Annotated in this window: 12 protein-coding genes; 11 read left to right on the top strand and 1 reads right to left on the bottom strand. The window is 48.5% G+C overall.

Annotated elements, in window-relative coordinates; genetic code table 11:
- Positions 1 to 51 precede the first annotated feature (51 nt).
- On the top strand, positions 52 to 4599 hold the full coding sequence (locus PEPTYR26121_RS09115; RefSeq protein WP_246285862.1) for an S-layer homology domain-containing protein: 4548 nt from the start codon (positions 52 to 54) through the stop codon (positions 4597 to 4599).
- 1296 nt (positions 4600 to 5895) lie between these two features.
- Here the strand turns inward: PEPTYR26121_RS09115 and PEPTYR26121_RS00950 are convergent.
- A complete protein-coding gene (locus PEPTYR26121_RS00950) occupies positions 5896 to 6567 on the bottom strand; it encodes an endolytic transglycosylase MltG (protein WP_180498344.1) in 672 nt (223 codons plus the stop codon).
- Positions 6568 to 6657: 90 nt separating this feature from the next.
- Here PEPTYR26121_RS00950 and PEPTYR26121_RS00945 point away from each other — a divergent pair, with 90 nt between their 5' ends.
- From PEPTYR26121_RS00945 to clpX, 10 genes are all read left to right on the top strand, one after another.
- Positions 6658 to 7599, top strand: coding sequence for an RluA family pseudouridine synthase (locus tag PEPTYR26121_RS00945; RefSeq protein WP_180498342.1), 942 nt, complete (start codon positions 6658 to 6660; stop codon positions 7597 to 7599).
- Positions 7600 to 7609: 10 nt separating this feature from the next.
- A complete protein-coding gene (locus PEPTYR26121_RS00940; RefSeq protein WP_180498340.1) occupies positions 7610 to 10117 on the top strand; it encodes a PD-(D/E)XK nuclease family protein in 2508 nt (835 codons plus the stop codon).
- Positions 10105 to 12927, top strand: coding sequence for a UvrD-helicase domain-containing protein (locus PEPTYR26121_RS00935; protein ID WP_180498338.1), 2823 nt, complete (start codon positions 10105 to 10107; stop codon positions 12925 to 12927). Before PEPTYR26121_RS00940 ends, PEPTYR26121_RS00935 begins: the two co-directional genes overlap by 13 nt.
- 74 nt (positions 12928 to 13001) lie before the next feature.
- A complete protein-coding gene (locus PEPTYR26121_RS00930; protein WP_180498336.1) occupies positions 13002 to 15596 on the top strand; it encodes a heavy metal translocating P-type ATPase in 2595 nt (864 codons plus the stop codon).
- Between the two features lie 39 nt (positions 15597 to 15635).
- Complete coding sequence (locus PEPTYR26121_RS00925) at positions 15636 to 15845, top strand: YdbC family protein (RefSeq protein WP_180498334.1); 210 nt, start codon at positions 15636 to 15638, stop codon at positions 15843 to 15845.
- An 11-nt stretch (positions 15846 to 15856) separates the two neighbouring features.
- The gene (locus tag PEPTYR26121_RS00920; RefSeq protein ID WP_180498332.1) at positions 15857 to 16780 is read left to right on the top strand and encodes a lactate/malate family dehydrogenase; all 924 of its coding nucleotides are present in this window, start codon (positions 15857 to 15859) and stop codon (positions 16778 to 16780) included.
- Positions 16770 to 17165 (top strand): zinc-ribbon domain-containing protein, encoded by a 396-nt coding sequence (locus tag PEPTYR26121_RS00915; protein WP_218956303.1) that lies wholly within the window; start codon positions 16770 to 16772, stop codon positions 17163 to 17165. The genes PEPTYR26121_RS00920 and PEPTYR26121_RS00915 overlap by 11 nt, the downstream gene beginning before the upstream one ends.
- Positions 17166 to 17264: 99 nt before the next feature.
- Entirely contained in the window at positions 17265 to 18593 is a 1329-nt protein-coding gene (gene tig / locus PEPTYR26121_RS00910; protein ID WP_180498328.1) for a trigger factor, read from the top strand.
- Positions 18594 to 18631: 38 nt separating this feature from the next.
- Positions 18632 to 19216: an ATP-dependent Clp endopeptidase proteolytic subunit ClpP gene (gene clpP / locus PEPTYR26121_RS00905; RefSeq protein WP_180498326.1), complete on the top strand. Its 585-nt coding sequence runs from the start codon at positions 18632 to 18634 to the stop codon at positions 19214 to 19216.
- 12 nt (positions 19217 to 19228) lie between these two features.
- Positions 19229 to 20494 (top strand): ATP-dependent Clp protease ATP-binding subunit ClpX, encoded by a 1266-nt coding sequence (clpX, locus tag PEPTYR26121_RS00900; protein ID WP_180498324.1) that lies wholly within the window; start codon positions 19229 to 19231, stop codon positions 20492 to 20494.
- The last annotated feature ends 16 nt before the right edge of the window (positions 20495 to 20510 follow it).

Genomic DNA, 20510 nt, shown 5'->3' with positions numbered 1-20510 from the left:
TTGGGAAGGTAGAAATGCTTTCCCAATAATAAAATTTATAAGGAGGGAAAGATGGCAAATAAGAGAATGATTTCTTTTTTACTTGCTCTTACCATGATGCTTGGAATTTGCGCAAATCCGGCTTTTGCAGCTTCAAGCGTTCCGGGTGAGAGAAAAGAAGTAAATTATGAGATCCAAGAAATTGACGGAAAGACCTATAAGGTCTACAAAGTTTCTGAGTTAGGTTTAAAAAATCCTGAGAAGTTATTAGCTCCTAAATATAGGAACAGGGCAGCTGGAGACCCGATGGAAGATTGGGTTAAGGTCAAACTTATATCAAACACAGTAGGATTAACACTTGGAAATGATTTTAATTTTAAAGTGTATGTCGCTTTAAAAAAAGATGATACTGAAATAGCTGAAGCTACAATTAATCCAACAGAAGAAGATGTTGAGAATCAAGTGTATCATTTTGTAAAGACAGATAAATATGATGAGAACAATCCTGATCATCAAGATCCAGATAAGTGGTATTTAATAGTACCAACCGACTTTAGATATGAAATAAGGCTTGAAGTTGGAGATGGAGGAAATTTTACTACCGAAACAGTGACTATTACTGTGGCTCAAAGAGCTATGCCTCTATATAAGGCTGTTTGGTTTACTAATAATACAGAAGAACAAAAACCAACTGTTAAAGCTACCTATTATGATGGAAAAAATAGGCCTCATGAAGTTGATCTTAATAAGAATGAGTTAGCTCCAAATGAATATAAGTCTGTTTCTAATGAAGGTGGAGAACTTTATGTAAGTCAAAAAAGAGTAATTGTTAAAGACGAAAATAAAGGAACTATTCCTAGACAAGACTTTTTAGTTAGTGACATGAAGGGTGCTGCTCTTTGGAGACTTATCATAGACCAAAATGGAGAAAAGAAGACTAAGGGAACTATTGAAGATGGAGATACAAAATATCACTTCAATATAACCGGCGACTATAAGACTCCTTTTGTCGCTACAATGAGAGAAGAGTTGAATGTTAAGTTTGATCCAAATGGAGCTACATTTGACCAAGCTGTTAAGACTGAACAAGCAATTGGTCACTCTATGAAAATTGGCGAAGCTTTTGGAGATTTAGAAGCTGTTAAAGTTCCAACTAAAGATCAAATCTCAAACATTCCCCAAAAAGACAACAAAGATCAAGATTTTATTGGTTGGGTTGTTGATGAAGCTAATAAGGATTTAGACTTTAGTAACGGCCAAAACAGAGATAAACTTGTAGATCCTAACGGATATGAAGTTAAAGATAATATAACTTTCTACGCAGTTTATGCTCCCAAAGACCAAGGTAAAGTTGCCATTCAATATGTGGATGAAAAAGGCAACGCCATTGATGACAAATATAAGATCAAGGGCGAAGACTATCCTGAGTATGCCGAAGGCAACAAGGGTGAAGATCTTGAAGCATCGAAAGTTCACGAACCTAAATTTATCGGCTATAAGAGAACTGCCGATCCCATTGATGTTACAGGCAAGACTTATAAGTCAGAACAAATTGAAACTGTTGAAGTCAAGTACGAAAAGCTTCCCGACATTATTCCTGAGAAGAAAGACGGGAAAGACAATCCTGATGTAACTCCGGATGTTAAAGAACATTATGCTAAAGTAACTTACCAAGTTGCTGCAGCTGATGCTGAAAAAGCTAAACTTCAACTTGATGGCAACGATGCAACTTCTCCTCTCGTTTACTATGTAAACCCGCTGGAAGGAAAGAAAATTTCAGACGTTGCCAACGTAAAGGCTGTTTCGAAAGATAACAATTTTTACAAAGTCGACGCTAATGATATGTGGACCTATGATCCGGAATCTATTAGTGGAACAGATCAAGTTATCAGTCAAGCAAGAGATGAGCAAGACAATGTTGTTAAAACAGAGATTACTCTAACTGCCAAGGTAGCTGATAAAATAGCAGCCAAGTTTGTAGACAAGCTCGACCCGGAAACTATTAAAGTTTGGGTTGGAGATACAATCGACTGGAAGAAGGGCGTTAAGCTAAAAGAAGCTAACGAAGAACTTCAAAAGATTTTAGATGCAGAAGATACCAAGGTTACTGACGAAAGTAACAGAAATTCTGATGCTGCTAATCTTCCCAATGGCGAAGAGGGTAATCTTAAAGTTACCTTCAGCGACGGTTCTTCTTTAGTCGTTAACGATCAAATGCTCTATGTAGCACCTCACAAGAATGACGACAACACCAATTTACCGAAGGATGCCGTAAAGGTTGAATTCAAGATTGGCGAAGGCGTTACCGGTACTGAAAAGACCATGTACGTTAAGCCGGGTACCGATGTTAAGTCGGATGCACCCGAAGTAAGCTTAAAAGAAGGTTACAAAGACTTTAAATGGTACAAGGGCAATGAAGTAGCGAAGGATGAAGACTTTAAAGTATCGTCCGAAGCGATCTTTACAGCGAAAGCCGGACAAACCGACGCTCAAAAATACGGCGATCAACTTAAAGCACAAGACATTGTTAAATGGGTTGGCGATAAAGTTGACTGGAAAGATGGCGTGAAACCCATCGAAGGTGCTACCTTCAAGAAGGTTGAAGACCTAAGCAACAGAAGCACTGCTAAAGCCGGCGTATTCCCCGGTAAGCTTAAGGTAACCTTTGGCGACGATTCCACAAAAGAAATTGATGGACAAAGATTAATCGTTCGCGACAAAAAAGGCGACAAGGTAACTCCAAACGAAAACGATCCGGGAACCTATCCTAAGGATGCATTAGAAGTTAAATTTGTGGCAGGAAAAGGAATCAAAGCTCTAGATCCGGCCAACAAGGTTATGGTTCTTAAATCCGGCGAAACATTAGAAGCAGTCGATTATCCTGCAGTAACAGTTAAAGACGGCTTCAAGACAAAAGCTGATAAGACTGACTACTATGATGTTGAACCCGGCGTTATCACAGAAGCCAAGACCATTACAGCTTCCACTACTGAATTAGGTAAGGGTACTGCAGTTGTTAAATTTGTAGATACTGAGGGCAAAGCACTTGATCCCAAGGGCGATGCTAAATTACAATTGGCAGGTCAAAGCTATGACCAATCCTTCTCGGGTCAAGAGGGCGTAGCAATCACCTATGATAAGAGCAAGGCTCCTAAGATTTTAGGATATGAGTTTACGAATGAAGATCCTGTAATCAATCCTGCTAACTTCGAAGAAGGTAAGGAAGCCACCATTACCCTCAAGTACAAGAAACTCGCTGATGTTATTCCCGGCGAAGGAAATACTAAGCCGGATGGTTATGTAACGGTTAAGTTTACAGCCCAAAAGGGTGCTAAGCTTACGGGTGAAACGACTTACTATGTAAACCCGAAAGCAGGCAAGACTTTTGCCGATACGAAGGCACCTACTGTAGAATCTACAGATGCTAAAAAATATGAAGTCAAAACAGGTAAAGACCTTTGGAAACCTGAGTTAGATGAAACTAAGACTATTACTAAAGATAGCAGCTTTGAAGCTCAAGTAATTGAACTTGGTAAGCCTGTAGTTAATTACCCCGATGTAGATCTTGAAAAAGGCGGAAGTAAAGACGTCACTCCCGAGATCAAAGACAATAAGGGTAATCCTCAAAAACCGACTAAGACTCCCGAAATCTTAGATGAGAACAATCAACCGGTTAAACCGGGTGAAGACGGCAAGATCACGGTCGGCGATCCCGACAAGGGTATCAAGATCACTCCGAAGGAAGACGGTACGATCACAGTCGAAGTTCCTAAAAACTACGACGGACCGAATACTATCGAAGTTCCTGTTCAAGTAACTATTCCCGGAGAAGATGAGCCTATTAAGACAACTCTTAAGATTAAGGTAATTGAAAACAAACCGGAAGAACCGAAACCTGTAGAACCGAAGAAGCGAGACGATTATATTAATCTTGTTCCCGTAGGTGAAGAGAAGGTTAAACCTGTAACCGATGTTCACGCAATCTACCTCTACGGTTATCCGGGCAACACGGTTCAACCGCAAGGCAATATGACTCGTGCGGAAGCAGCTGCAATGGTGGCTCGCCTGAAGAATTTGGATATGTCCGACACATCCAAACCTGACTTCAAAGACGTTGAAAGCAAATGGTACAACTCCGCCATTAACGCCGTCGTAAAAGCCGGCTTAATGAAGGGTTATCCCGACGGAACCTTTGCTCCCAACGGCAAGATCACGAGAGCGGAATTTGCTCAATTAATCAAGGGCATCGACCTTGCTAATTCTGCAGAACTTCCCTTCACCGACGTTGCCGGCCACTGGGGTATTGGCGCGATCAGCCAAGCTTACGCCAACAAGCGTATTGCGGGCTATCCCGACAACACCTTCAGACCGAACAACGACATTACCCGTGCTGAAGCGGTAACCATCCTTAACAATCTATTCGATCGTAAAGTCGACGAAACCGGTCTTGCCGGAGTTCGCGGCGACATCGTCGAATTTAAGGACTTAAGCAGAAGTCACTGGGCTTATTATGAAATCGTCGAAGCTTCCAATACTCACGAATTCTATCGTCAAAAAGACGGTGAAGTGACCGAAGCTTGGGTAAGAGTCTTAAAGACTTGGAATGATTTCCTAAACTAAGCAAAATAAAAGCGATACACGAAAGTGGTATTGCATAGAAAAGACCGAGGGCAACCTCGGTCTTTTTGTGTGGGGAAAATGCTGTCGCTCAAATTTAATGGTCCTGTCTACCCGCAAATTGTGAGCGAAGATATTTTCATTTATAAAAATTTTTTTCCAAGCAAAAGTAGAGCATTCTTTTTAAAACTTTTTCCGGGAAAAGGAATAGGGCGTTGCGATTCGGCTTCTTCCCTTTCCCCGGGCCCCAATCCCTTCCACCATAACGCTTTTTAGCGGTGCGAAGCCCTAACGGGATTCGATTCCTGTTGGGCTGTGTTGCGAATTATACCCTGTGAGTTGGAAATATGATCCGCTATCGTCTTTCGGGCGAGCAGGCTCGCCCCTACGGGAGCGAAAGGGAGGTTCTCTGCCACCTAGATTTTTTATCGTTAAGCGACATAATCTGCCCCGTTCAAAATAAATAGATTCTGTGGAGTCCCAATGTAGGGAGGGCTGAAGCCCTAGCCCGAAATCTTTGATTTCGTGGCAGGTCTCATGTCAAGAATCTCCAAGAAGCCGAGCGAAGCGACGGATGATTGGGTAGATTCGACGGCCGCCCGCCCGCAAGGGGTGTGCGGAAACATTCTCTCCAACTGTAAATCGCATCTTCTGCATGAATGCCATCTAATGCGGAAAATACCGCAGGCATTTTCATCCCATCAAAAAGCCGGCCAGAAAGGGAGATGGGGCTCGCGGGGAAGAGGGAAATGCGGCCTTCGCCTCTGAGCCCTTTCCCCCTTCCCCGCGACCGGGTTTCTCAGGTTGTGTAAAACCGATATAAAGAGTAGTTTTTGCGTGAATCGTTTTTTTTAAAAACCATTCGGAAAATCTTCTCTTTCAACAGCAAACCATTCATTCATAAAAAATTCCGGGGAAAGGAATAGGGCGTTGCGATTCGGCTTCTTCCCTTTCCCCGGGCCCCAATCCCTTCCACCATAACGCTTTTTAGCAGTGCGAAGCCCTAACGGGCTTCGATTCCTGTTGGGCTGTGTTGCGAATTATACCCTGTGAGTTGGAAATATGATCCGCTATCGTCTTTCGGGTGAGCAGACTCGCCCCTACGAAACGACGCACACTTCTTGTGCATCAAAATGCTCAGCGATTTGCTCCGGTATTTCAGGCTAGGGCTTCAGCTCGCCCCTACAGGTGCGATAAGGAGATTCTACGCCAATTAAATTTTTATATTGATAAGCGACGTAATCAGCCCGATACATAATCGTTATATCGGGCAAATAAAAAGACCCTTTCGGGTCATTTTTACTGTGCTTGTTGTGTCGGGTCGTATTGCATGAGGGTGTCAAGGAGCTCTTGGGGCGGAAGGGGTGCGTGTATGGTGTAGCCGCCCGGTTTGATCTTAGGCACGGCGCCCTGCTCTCTAATCATCTCCAGGAAGGTATACTCGTCGGCGACAAGGTCTTCCTTGGCCACGATGCTCGCGATGATTTCGTCGTTGGCATGGGCGGGAATTTCGAGGACCACGGTGCGGGTGGCTTTTTGCAGTCCCGTTTCCGTAATCTTTTTAATAATGCTTTCCGCCGATGTGCCTGCCGGAATTTCGTAGCTGCCGGCGGTAATGTAATCGGCGAGTCCCGATTGGGTCGCCATATTGACGAAGGCGGCCTTGTCGCGAATGAGCCCTTCTTTTTTCAGCTGTTCGGCCACGGCTTCCACATTGGTATCTTCCAATTTAATAAGGGTACTTTCCTTGGAAGCGTCTTTCGCCACGTCGCTGATTTTATTCAACTGATCTTTCGACGATTTAATTTCTTCGGTGATGCTCGTTTCCTTTTTTTCCTCCGGCGTCATCATAGCAAACATGTGGTTCATGCGCCATTTAATAATAAAGAGCAAAACGAGGATAATGAGCAGCACTCCGATCAAGCGCAACAGGCCCACGAAGGCCTTTGAGAGTTTTCCGTTGAAGTTCATAGTGCCTCTTTTCCTTTTTATCTTTTATTTCGTTATAATCAATATATAGAATCATTATACCATAGGAATTCCGCAGAAGGAGGGGATCCCGTGACCAGTTATGAAATTGACATAAATGACGCCGGCATGCGATTGGATCGCTATGTGCGCAAGCTTTTACCCAAGGCGAAGGCGTCGCTTTTATATAAATCGATTCGAAAGAAAAATATTACGGTAAACGGCAAGAAGGCGAAGGAAGAGGATGTGTTGGAAGTGGGCGATGTGGTGGAGGTTTATTTTTCCGACGAGACCATCGCCAAGTTTTCCAAGACGCCTCGCAAGATCGCCGGCCGGTTCCCGAAGATCGTGGCGGAAAGTGATGATTTTATCGTGATGGAAAAGCCCGTAGGGGTTTTGAGTCACGGTACGGGGAAGAAGTTCGAGCGGAATATGGTGGACGATATGATCACTTATTTGATCCACACGAAATCTTATAATCCCCGTCTGGAAAATACTTTTATTCCCTCGATCTGCAATCGTCTGGACCGAAATACCAGCGGTTTGATCTTGGGTGCCAAGACGGCGGAAGGGCTCCGGGACGCCAATGAGTGGATTCGGGAGCGAAAGCTGGAAAAGTATTATCTCACCATTGTGGAAGGGCATTTGAAATCGGAAGAGACGGTGGAAAACCGATTGGAAAAGCAAGGGGACAAGAACCGCATGGTGGAAGGGGAGGACGGCAAGTATGCCAAGGGTATTTACAGGCCTTTGGATTATAAAAACGGCTTTACCCTCCTGGAGGCGGAGCTGGTTACCGGACGTACCCATCAAATTCGCCAGCAGCTGGCTTCCATCGGCCACCCCATCGTAGGGGATCAGAAGTACGGCAAGAAGAGCCGCCGCTTCCCGGAGCTGCATCACCAATTGCTCCACGCCTATCGCCTGGTCTTTCCGCCTTCCGATTACGGTGATTTTTCCGAGAAGGTGGTTATTTCCGAGCCGGGGGGCAAGTTTAGGGACGCCATGAACTCCGCAGGTCTGCGCTATAAGTAGGAGGGTTTTTGTGAAGTGTTATGAATTGCCTTTAGGTGCCGGTCCGGAGTGTCTTTTTCGGGAAGATGTAGCCGGTCGGCGCGCCGTTTTGATGCCCAATCTGGCTCAAATTGCCCGTGCGAAGGATTTTTTGAGGGATCGGGGCGGTTTTCTCCATATCGACTTTTTCACTTTCGACGATCTGACGGAGATCCTCGCCATCGACGCTCCCCGGGGCGAAGGGGAGGCCCTCTTTTATTTCCGCAAGTATCTGCGGGAAAGCAATACGGTGTTTCGAGCCGTGGAATCTTTGGAGAAGCTGCAATCTCTCTTTCGCCTAATAGAAGCTATGGATGTGGAAGGTGTAAATTACGAGGAACTTCCCTATTCCTGGCGAGGGGAGATTCCCGAGCTTTTCGATTGCTATGAAAAGGCCTGCCGGGAAGCGAATTTCCGGGGCAAGCTTTCGATTACGAAGGAGGCTCTCGCCTCTAAGGTTTACGAAAAGCGGGTTTACCATGTCTTCGGCTTTACGGGCTTTTCCCGGGACGAGTGGGCTCTTTTATATAAATTGGACGAGGTTTGCGACCTGCAAGTCTATCTGCCTTTTAAGGGCTACGACGACTCTGCGACCCGCTTTTTAAAGGAGCGTCTGTCGCCCGTAATTTTTATGGACGGGGATGTGGACGAGGTTAAGCTTACGGCGTCGAAGTCTCTTCAGCGGGAGCGGGCCTTGCGCCATGTCGTGGAGGATGTGTACCACCGCCTGGTTGCTCGCCCGGACTTAAAGATGGGCGTCATGGTGCTCCATTCGGAAGATAGAGAAGGGGTTGAGAAGAGCTTCGATCTTGCGGGGATTCCCGTGGCCCGGGAAGTTCTTCCCCTTGACGAGAACGGGGTTTTCGACTTGCTACGCCTTTTTTGGCGATTGGACGACAAGATCCCCAATTTGGCGGCCTTTTTACGTTCGCCTTTGTGCGCTATGGAAGAAGGTAGGCGATTGGCGCAGATTTTAGAGAGCGTGGGCATGGACGATCTTTCCGACTGGGAGAGTCGCCGATCTCTCCGCCTTTTTTTAGAGGAGGAGGAAAAGGATCTGCTCTTCAGCTCCATGGACTATTTGGAGAAGCTTTCGGGCTTCGGTAAAGGCAGTTTCCATGATTTCGCTCGGCGGACAGAGGAGATCTCACATATCCTCGATCCCGAAAGTCGGGAGATTTTGCTCCATGCCATTGAATCTAAGGCCAGGGATTACGGGGAGCTGACCGGCGAGGAATTTGAGTCGATCCTCAGAAGCGGTATGGAAGGACAGCGGCAGGAAGGGGTGAATGTCACTTCCCTTACGGCGGGCTTCGGCTATGATTACGATGTGCTTTACGTACTCGGCTTGGACCATCGCTTCCCCTGCGCGGCCGGCGAAAATGATCTGGTTCATTACACCAATATCGAACCTTTGCAAAAGGCGGGGCTCTTTCCCGATTATCTTTCTCCCGAACGGGACAGTTTGGCCCTTTCCTATTCCGTCGCATCGGCGAAGGAAGCGTTCCTCTATAAATGGGGCGACGGGGAAGCGGCGTCTCTTTTTGCGCAATTTAAAGGGGATGTGGTAGACCTGGACGAAGGGGGTGAAGTGTTCCCCAATAAAGGCATGCTCTCGACATCGGAAGAGGGCTTCGGCGAGGAAGCGCGAGCCCATCGCCTGGAGGAAATGCAGGGGGCTTCTTTCTCTCCTTCCGCCGTGGATCTCTATTTGTCCTGCCCCTTTAAATACTTCGCCGGTCGCGTGCTGAATCAGGAGGTAGACGGGCTTATACGCGAGCGCCGTTTATCCACGGGGAATCTTAACCACGATCTTCTGGCCCGTTACTTTCAAGGGAATCTGGAGAAAGGGGAACTTGAAGAGGCTCTCGCAAGAGGTTTCGACTCCACCGTGGGCCATACGGTGGCGGATTATCTTCGCCCGATCTTAAAGCGAGATATGCTGCGGGCCCTTCTCGCCACTATCGAAAACGAAGAAAAGCGTCTCGCCGACGAGAAGCGAAACAAGGGATTTCGCCCGACGCGGTTCGAGGCGCCCTTTACCTATCCCTTCGGGGATTACTCCGTGCGAGGGGTAATCGACCGCATCGATGAAGACGGCGAGGGACGGGAGGTGTTGATCGATTACAAGACGAAGAACACGCCCTCCTTCAAATCCATTATGGCTTACGAGGCCATGCAGCTCGCTATGTATGCGGGGGCGCGCCGCTTTATCGACAAGAAGGTGGTGTCTCTCGAATATGTTTCCATTGAAAAAGGAGCGGAATCGGTGATGCTTCGGAATGTGGAAGACGCCGGCGGTTATTACCGGCTGCGGAAAGAGCGGGGGCTTTCGGAAGAGGAATTCGCCGCTTTTTTAGACGGGGCGGAGAAGGCTCTTCAGGAGGCCATCGATTCCATGGTCGCCGGTGATTTTCCCGCCAAGCCCAATAATGAGACCGTATGCGAGTACTGTGATTTCGTCGATCTTTGTAGAAAGGAGAGTTTATGTTTCGATTAGATAAGGAGCAGGAAGCGGCCGCTACGGGCTACGATCGCTCCATATTCCTTACCGCCGGCGCCGGAGCGGGGAAGACCCGTGTGCTGACGGAGCGGGTGAAGCATATTTTGGAGGAGACCGACGACCGGGTCCTCGCCATTACCTTTACCAATCGTGCCGCCGAGGAAATGGGGGCGCGGATCGAATCGGCCCTCGGAGAGATCGCGCCGGGTCGGGTGACGGTGATGACCATCGACGGTTTCTGTCGCCATCTTCTTTCCCTCTACGATATTGAAGCGGACACTCTGGAAGCTATGGAGCAGTTAAACGAGGGGGAAGCCCGGGCTCTTTTGGAGTGGAGTTTCGACGAGGTGGCGCCGGAGGTTTTTTCCGACGAGATGCTCTTGGATTTAATGGAAGGGGCGGATATTTCTCCGGAAGGGGTGAAATATGGCTTTGTAGAATCCTACGACAAGTACCGCACCAAGGGCGTGCTCCACAAACTTCGTCCGGCAGAGAAAATAGGCGACGAGGTTCTAGGGGAGTGGCTCGATTTTACGGAGAGACTTCGTATGGCCATCGGCTCCGGAAGCTCCAAGACGCACAAGTATTTGGAAACGCTGGGCATCGAAGCTCTAAAAACCATGAGTCCTGAAGAGCAGCTCGCTTATTTCGAAAACTTCCCTGCCATCGGCAGACTCGCCGCGGCGAAAGGCCCTTTAAACGAGGAGTTTAAAGTTTTAAAAGAAAAGCTCGGGCTCTTATACGAAGGGGAAAATAAGCCCTATATAGAATCTATCAACAACACGCTGAAACTGCTGGACGCATCTTATCGCAAGGCGAAGGGGGAAAGGGGCGTCGTGGATTTTCAGGATCTCCTGGAAAAGGCCACGGCTCTTTTGGAATCGGGGGTGGCCGCACCCGCTTACGATCATTTACTCGTGGACGAGTTTCAAGACACGAACCCGCTCCAGATTCGTCTGCTGAAGGCACTGAAAGGGGATAGCACGCTCTTTATCGTGGGCGATAAGAAGCAGTCTATCTACGGCTTTCGGGGCGCCGATTTAATGACGAGTCAATCTTTCGGCGAGGAGATGGTAAAAGATGGGGCCACGTCCATGGCCCTCGTGAACAATTACCGCTCCCACGCTGAGCTCGTGGGCACTATAAAAGATTACTTCGCCGATCTTTTCAGAGGCGATGAGGTCATCGGCCATGGGGAAGGGGAATGGGAGTGCCGCGGAATCGACGTGGGCGAAGGGGAAGATGATGAAGATTCCATTCGAAGGGAAGCTCTTTGGATCGCCGAGGATATTCGCAAGCACCCCGCCTCTTCCCGGGCCCTTCTCCTTTGGCGGAAAAAATGGATGAGCATCTACGAAGAGGTGTTTCGGGAGCAGGGGATTCGCTATCGCAACAGAAGTTCCGACGGCTTTTACGAGGCCAGGGAAGTGCGAGATCTCGTCATCGCCCTGGAAGCGAAAGCCAAGGGGAATCTTTCCCTCGCCGCTTTACGCTCGCCTTTCGTGGGCTGGTCCAGGGAGGATCTCTACCGCTCGAAAAAGGGCCTTCCTCTCGGCGACGATGCCATGGCCCGTCGGCTGCGTTTCGAGGAGTTTTTAAAAGAGCGGGAATCTCTCCGTTCTCCCTATGTTTTTTTGAAGGAACTTGTGGATTGGAGCGGCTATTACCACCATGTGTTCCGCCGAAGAGGGGAACAGGGCGTGGCCAATGTAGACGCCTTTCTGTCCCTTGCGGAAGCTTACGAGGGTGAAAGCCATAGTATCGAAGGCTTTTTGGATCAGGTGACGAAAGATTCGGAGCGGGAGAAGGTGGGGGAAGCGGTGTTCGGCGGCGAGGCGGATATCGACATTTCCACCATGCACGGCGCCAAGGGTCTGGAATACGAGAGAGTCTACATAGGCAATCTATTCGCCAAGGAGCGAGGGGAAGGGGGACTCTTTAATTACTCGGCCAAGTACGGCGCGGGCATTCGCAGACCCGGATCGTCGGCTGTCTATGATCTTAATCGGGAGATTCAAAAAGCAGAGAATCGGGAGGAAATTCGCCGTCTGCTCTACGTGGCCATGACGCGGGCGGAAAACTATCTTTATCTCATCAAGTCGAAGGAAAGTTCGGCAGGTCTCCTGTCTTATTTAGAAGGGGTCGAATTCGAGGAAGAGGACGTAAGGGAAATGGTACCGTCTCCAATTGAAGAAGATCCCCTTGTGTCGATCTCCGAGCGAGCGCCGATTCGCCTCAATAAGCGGAAGGTGGTGTCTGCCAGCGGCTTGTTGCGCGAACGGGAAGAGAAGATTCTCGAGCAAGGCAAGGGCAGTGGAGAGAATTACCTGGCCTTCGGTACCCTCTTTCACCACTATGCCCAGAGGGCAAAAAGCCCCGACGAGGATTTAAAGGTGCGAATTTTAAAGCGAGGAGAATCTCTCGGCATCAATATTGTCCGTTTAAAGGAAGCCATGGATCGCTATGATCGCACACTGGAAGGGGCGGAAATTCTCGGCACGGAAATACCCTTCTCCGCCAACTTCGGGAAGGTTACTTTGGAAGGATTTTACGATCAGCTTCGGATCATCGACGGTCGCCCGGCCGTTGTGGACTTTAAAACCGGAGAGCGGGGCATAGGATCTCATCTGATCGATCAATACCGCCTGCAGATCGCCCTTTACGGCAAGGCCTATGAGTCTATTAAAGGGGAGATACCCGATCTTTATCTCTGGACTTCGGCGGACGGAAATTTCCATAAAGTGGAGATAAGATCGGATGAGGAAAAGGCCATAGAAAAACTCCTCGCAGAGGCCGGGGAAAATTGACAATTGCCAAGTGAATTGGTAGGATATAAATACATGAATGAAAGGTAATGTATTTTATAGAAAAAGGAGGTTTTATGGAACAAAAATTTAGAGTGGAGGGGATGACCTGCTCCGCCTGTTCCGCCGCTGTGGAACGAGAAGTTTCCAAGGTGGAAGGGGTACATTCCGTAGCGGTGAATCTCCTGACCAATTCCATGAAGGTGGTCGCCGATGAGGGCAAGGAAAATGCTATTTTAAAGGCGGTGGACGACGCGGGATACAAGGCATTTCCCGAGAAAGCCGAGGGAAAGAAAAAAGAGGAGCCGGCGGAAGATCCCTTTTTAGTCGATCTCGCGGAAAAAAAGAAGCGACTAATCGCCTCGGTTCTCTTGCTTCTCCCCCTCTTCTACATCGCCATGGGGCCCATGATGGGGCTGCCCGTTCCCGGTTTTTTAACGGGTACGGAAAATTTAATGAGCTTTGCCCTTCTGCAATTTATGTTGGCCACGGCCATATTGTTTTTGAATCGCCATTACTATATCAACGGCTTTAAGTCCCTGGCGAAGGGCCATCCGAATATGGACGCCTTGATCGCCATCGGTTCGGGCGCCGCTTATGTTTACGGCATTATCGTCATCTTCCAACTTTCCTATGGCTTCGGCCACGGGGATATGGAGCGGGTGCTTCACTACGGACACGAACTTTATTTTGAATCGGCGGCTATGATCGTGGTCTTAATCGACTTCGGCAAGTGGCTCGAGGCCCGTGCCAAGCACCGCACATCGGACGCTATTCGCTCCCTTATGGACTTGACACCCTCGGAAGCGAGGGTTATTCGCGGCGGCGAGGAAATGGTCTTGCCCGTAGAAGAAATCGTCATAGGCGATCAAATCGTCCTCCGTCCCGGAGAAAATGTGCCCGTAGACGGAAAGGTTGTGGAAGGTTTAAGTGCCATCGACGAATCGGCTCTCAGCGGCGAATCCATTCCCGTGGAAAAGGGACCGGGGGACGAGGTTATGGCGGCCACTACCAACGGACAGGGTCGGCTCATAATGGAGGCGACTCGCGTGGGCGACGACACGACCATTTCGAAGATTATCGAGCTCGTGGAAGATGCCAATGCCACGAAGGCACCTATATCGAAGATCGCCGATCGTGTGGCCGGGGTCTTTGTGCCCATCGTCATCGCCATTTCTCTGATTACGGCGGCGGTGTGGCTCTTCCTAGGCGCCGACAAGGAATTTGCCCTGCGTCTCGCCATATCCGTTCTCGTCATCAGCTGCCCCTGCGCCCTCGGCCTGGCTACACCCGTCGCCATTATGGTAGGCACGGGGAAGGGCGCCAAGGCCGGCGTGCTCTACAAGAGTGCGGAAAGTTTGGAACTCCTCCACGAAGTGGATACACTGATTTTAGACAAGACGGGCACCATCACCAACGGTAAGCCCTTCGTTACCGACGTAGTTGCCTTACATGGAAGTGCGGAATCCCTTTTCGAATTGGCCTATGCCCTTGAAAAACCTTCGGAGCATCCCTTGGCGGAAGGTATTATTCGCAGCTTCGAAGGAAAATACGGCGAGAAAGCGGCCGAAGATGTAAAAGATTTCGAGGCCCTTCCCGGTAGGGGACTGAAAGCCACTATCGACGGCGAAGTTTTCTACGGCGGCAATATTCGCTTAATGGAAGAGCTGGGACATTCTTTAAGCGGCGTAGAAGGCGAACTTCAACGCACGCTCAACGAAGGAAAGACACCTCTCTTTTTCGCAACGGAGAAAGAGCTGTTCGGATTTATCGCCGCGAAAGATGTGGTGAAGAAAAATTCGAAGGAAGCCCTGGAAAAACTAAAGGCCAAGGGCAAGCGTATTATTATGCTCACCGGCGACAATGAAAAGACGGCGGAAGTGATCGGTAAAGATCTCGCCATCGATAAAATTCACGCCGGCGTCCTGCCCGACGAAAAAGAAGCCTTTGTGCGGAAGTATCAGGAAGAAGGGAAGGTCGCTATGGTCGGCGACGGCATTAACGACGCCCCGGCCCTTGCTAGAAGCGATGTGGGCATTGCCATCGGCGCCGGAACGGATATCGCCATGGAAAGTGCCGACGTGGTCTTAATGCACAGCGATCTCTTAGATGTGGTGAGCGGCGTGGAACTTTCCGAAGCCACCATTCGCAACATTAAGCAGAATTTATTCTGGGCCTTCTTCTACAATGTGATTTGTATTCCCGTGGCGGCAGGGGTATTTTATAAATCCTTCGGCTGGACGCTCAGCCCCATGATCGCCGCCTTCGCCATGAGTTTCAGCTCGGTCTTCGTCGTAACAAACGCCCTTCGCTTAAATCTCGTAAAGTTGGAAGAGGCGGATCGTTCGGAAACCGGTGAGATTTCCGTTGAACCGAAATTAATTTCTTTAAAGAATGAAAATAATATTGATAATCCCGGAGTAAAAGGGTATAAAGACAAAGAAGGTAAAAAGGAGGAAATTTTTATGGAACATAAAACATTAACTATCGAAGGTATGAGCTGCCAACACTGCGTGGGACGCGTTGAAAAAGCGTTAAACGACCTTGACGGCGTCAAGGCCACGGTAACATTGGAACCGGGCGAAGCCAAAGTGGAAGGCGCAAACCTTTCGGAGGATGTCCTTAAAAAAGCGGTAGAAGATGCCGGTTATACCGTCGTATCGGTGGCATAAAAAAAGCGCCCAAGGCGCTTTTTTCAATTAGGAGGCATTATGGCTGATTTTTCATTTGAAATTGTAGAACATTTAGGCGTTCTGGGAACGTCGAACAATGGCTGGACGAAGGAATTAAACCGGGTGTCCTACAACGGGGCGCCTGCGAAATTCGATATTCGCGGCTGGAACGAAGATCACTCCCGCATGACAAAGGGCATTACCTTAAGCGTGGAAGAGTTTGAAGCTTTGCGGGAATTAGTTAAATAAAAGGAGTTATTATGGCAAGACTCGGCATTATCGGCGCAGGCCATGTAGGGGAAATCGTCGCCTACACGGCGGCTCTGCGCGGCGGATACAATGAAATAGTTCTTTACGATATCGACGAAAAGCGATTAGACGGCGTGGTCAGCGATTTGGAAGATGCCAATCGCTTTTACCCCCACGACACGGCTTTTATCGCCGGCACCATCGAGGATGTGGCGAAGGCGAAAGAGATCGTCGTGGCCAGCGGTCGCATTCCCGAAAACGCTCAGCGTCGCGACGAATTTAAGAATAATCACGAGGATGTAAAGGATTATATTCCGAAGATTATGGCGGCGGGCTTCGACGGCGTCTTCGTCGTGGTAACCAATCCCTGCGACGCTATCGCCTACGCCGTGTGGAAATATTCAGGGCTCGACGCATCCCGGGTCATCGGAAGCGGCACGGCACTGGATTCCGAACGGAGCCAAACTATTCTCGCGAGAACCTATGGCGTATCTGTTCACTCCGTAAACAGTATGATGCTCGGGGAACACGGCGACAGCCAGTTCCTTCCCTACTCTCAAGTTAAGATCAATCACATTCCCTTCGATCAATATATAGAAGAGAATAATCTCACCGCCGATAAGGACGCCATTGAAGAATCTGTGGTCTACCGGGGCCACCGGGCCTTTTTCGGTAAGGGCAGCACTCAATACGGCATCGCCAATACGGTGAACGATATTTTAGATGCGGTTCACTTCGACTCGAAGAAGTCCCTTCAAGTATCGGCTCTCCATACCGGGGAATACGGCGTAGACGATGTGTTCGTCTCAACGCCCTGTGTTATCGGCAAGGACGGAATTGAGAAGATTATTACCTTGAACCTAACCGATGAAGAAATGGAAAAATATCGAAAGAGCGCCGAAACCGTAAGGAGTTATCAAGCGAGTGTGGAATAAGCTTAAACTAAAATGGCGGCAGTTTATGCGCACCCGCTACGGATGGGACGGATTAAACACGGCGCTCTATATCCTAGGTTTTGCGGCTCTCGCCCTTTCCTATTTTTATAAGCGGAATCTTTTTCTCAATCTCTCATCCATCGTGATCATCATCGCCCTCCTGCGCTCTTTTTCTACCAATCGGGGAAAGCGACGAAAGGAAAATGCCCGGTTTCGTGAGCTCATAGCCCCTTTCAAAACCATGTGGGTGCGCTTTAAAAACCGCAGGTATTATCGCTACGTTCATTGCCCGTCCTGCAATAAGGTGGCGAAAGTTCCCAAGGGCAAGGGAAAAGTTTCTATACGGTGTCCTTACTGTCAATTCGTCTATGAACGGCGTGTATAGGGGGAAAATTCCCTTTAAAGAGTGTTTTTTGCCCTTAAACTGTCGATTTTAGTGCCCTTATGGTATAATGCTTTAGATATAAATTATGGAGGGATATCGATGACAGAGATTAAAAAGCAAGAAAAAAATAAAGTTTACTTTGATTTAACCATTCCCGCGGAAGAAATTCGCGAAGCGGAAATGAAGATCTATAAACAAAACAAGAACTACTTCAATGTACCGGGCTTCCGTAAAGGCCACGTACCGAAGAAGATTATCGAACAGTTCTACGGCGACGGCATTTTCTTCGAAGATGCTTTAAACGAAGTGCTTCCCAAGCACTATCAAGACGCCATCGACGAATTGAAACTCGATGTAATCGATCAACCTAATGTGGACATCGACGAAGAAAATTTCGATCGTAAAAAAGATATTATTGTCAATATCGACGTGGAAGTTAAGCCGGAAGTGAAACTCGGCGAATACAAAGGCGTGGAAATCGAAGCCGTACCCACGGAAGTCGGCGACGAATTAATCGAAAATGAAATCGACAAGCAACGTCACCTGAACGCACGTCGCATCAATATCGACGACCGCGCAGCCGAAGAAGGCGACAAGGTCAATATCGACTTCAAGGGCGAAGTGGACGGCGTAGCTTTCGAAGGTGGAAGTGCCGAAAACCAAGAACTCGAACTGGGCAGCGGCAGCTTTATTCCCGGATTTGAAGAAGGCGTCGTAGGCCACGAAGTGGGCGATGAATTCGACATCGACGTTACTTTCCCCGAAGATTACTTCAACGAAGACTTAAAGAGCAAGGACGCCGTATTCCACATTACCCTTAACTCCATCGCCAAGGAAGAACTTCCCGAAGTTGACGACGAATTCATTAAAGATATTTCCGAATTCGACACGGTGGAAGAATACAAAGCGGACATTCGCGAAAAGAAAACCGCCGAAGTGGAAGCCAATGCGGAAAACTTACGTATTAACCGCGTCCTCGAAAAGGTAGCGGACAATATGGAAGTAGACGTTCCCAATGCAATGGTCAACAATGCCATTGAAGAGCAAGTTCGCAATATGGACAATAATATGCGCAGCCAAGGCATTCAATTGGAACAATACCTGGGCATGCTCGGCCAAAGTTTAGATGACTTTAAGGATTCCATGCGCGGCGACGCCGAAGCGGAAGTGCGCAAGCAACTCGCTTTAGAAGCGGTAATCGAAGCGGAAAAATTCGAAATCAGCGAAAAGGAAATCGAAGAGTACGCTCGCGAAACGGCTGCTCTTTACTTCAAAGGCGACGAAGACAAGCAAGAAGAAATGGTTAAGACCATGATCGAAGATAATTCCGAAGCCTTGAAGACGGATTTAGAACGTAAAAAAGCCGTAGACTTCCTCGTAGAAAACGCGAAAGAAGTAGAAGCGGCTGAAGATAAAGAAGACAAATAAGAGGCTGTAAAGAGCCTCGCTATTTAAGGAGGCACACTATGGCATTAGTCCCCATGGTCGTCGAACAGACCAATCGCGGCGAACGCAGTTACGATATTTATTCCAGACTTTTAAAAGATCGTATTATCTTCTTAACGGGAGAAATTAACGATCAAATCGCGGATCTCGTCGTCGCACAATTATTATTCCTTGAATCGGAAGATCCGGACAAGGATATTCAAATCTATATTAATTCTCCCGGCGGTTCCGTAAGCGCAGGTTTTGCGATTTACGATACCATGCAATATATTAAGCCCCATGTTTCCACGATCTGCGTGGGTCTTGCGGCTTCGATGGGTGCATTTTTGCTCCTTGCCGGTGAAAAAGGCAAGCGCTACGCCCTGCCCAATGCGGATATTATGATCCACCAACCCTTAGGCGGCGCCCAAGGACAGGCGGCGGACATCCAAATTCACGCGGAAAAAATCTTAAAGACACGGGATCAATTAAATAGGATCATCGCCGAAAGAACCGGTCAACCCCTCGAAAAAGTCGAGCGCGACACGGACAGAGATTTCTTTATGTCCGCCGAAGAGGGCAAAGATTACGGCATCATCGACGATGTTATCGAAAAGCGTCAATAGTTAGGAGCGTTCATGCCAAATAATTCCAAAGATTTGCGTTGTTCTTTCTGTGGCAAATCGCAAGACCAGGTGGAACGGCTTATCGCCGGTCCCGATGTGTATATTTGCGACGAATGCGTCCATTTGTGTGAGAATATTTTAGGTCAGGAACCGGTAAGCGAAGAGGGCTCCAAAGAGCTCGGGAAGCTGCCGACGCCTGCCGAAATCAAGGCGACTTTAGATGATTACGTCGTTCGCCAGGAAAGCGCCAAACGCGCTCTGGCCGTAGCGGTTTACAATCACTACAAGCGTATTCGGGCACAGGAAAAAAACGCAAACTCGACGAATAATGATATAGAAATACAAAAAAGTAATATTTTAATGGTGGGCCCCACGGGTAGCGGGAAGACTCTTCTCGCCCAAACCATGGCCCGCATTCTCGATGTACCCTTCGCCATTGCCGACGCCACTTCTTTAACGGAAGCAGGCTATGTAGGCGAAGACGTGGAGAACATCATCTTGAAGCTGATCCAGGCGGCGGATTACGATGTGGAGGCTGCCGAGCGCGGCATTATTTACGTCGACGAAATCGACAAGATCGCCCGCAAATCCGAGAATGTATCCATTACCCGCGACGTCAGCGGCGAAGGCGTTCAACAGGCGCTTTTAAAGCTGATCGAGGGCACGGAAGCCAATGTGCCTCCCCAAGGAGGACGGAAGCATCCCAATCAGGAATTTATCCAGGTGGATACGACGAATATTCTCTTTATCTTAGGCGGCGCCTTCGATTCTTTAGATAAGATTATCGAAAATCGCTTGGGCCAAGGGGGAATCGGCTTCGGAACTGAAATCAAGCGTAGCAAACACGATGAAGAAGACCTTTTAAAACATTTGGAAGGGGAAGACCTTTTGAAATACGGTCTGATCCCGGAATTTATCGGTCGCCTTCCCGTTACCGTTACCCTTGAAGAATTAGACAAAGATGCATTGGTTCACATTCTTACGGAACCGAAAAATGCATTGGTCAAGCAATATGAGGCTCTTTTCGACATGGACGATGTGGAGCTCGTCTTTGAAGACGACGCACTGGAAGCCATTGCGGAAAAGGCCATTAAGAAAAAATCGGGCGCCCGCGGCCTTCGCGGCACCATCGAAGAGATTATGGTAGACACCATGTTCGACATCCCATCGATGGACGACGTGGACCGGGTCATTGTGACGAAGAAAAGCGTCGAAGGCGAAGAAGCTCCTATTATGGAGCGTAAGGAGCCTAGTGCAGAAGCATCGTCCGATCAATAGAGAAAGGCTCACCGCG

The sequence above is a fragment of the Aedoeadaptatus nemausensis genome (assembly GCF_903819165.1).
Taxonomy (GTDB): domain Bacteria; phylum Bacillota; class Clostridia; order Tissierellales; family Peptoniphilaceae; genus Aedoeadaptatus; species Aedoeadaptatus nemausensis.
Note: the sequence above shows the minus strand (reverse complement) of the source record. Positions and strands in the feature narration are given on the sequence as shown.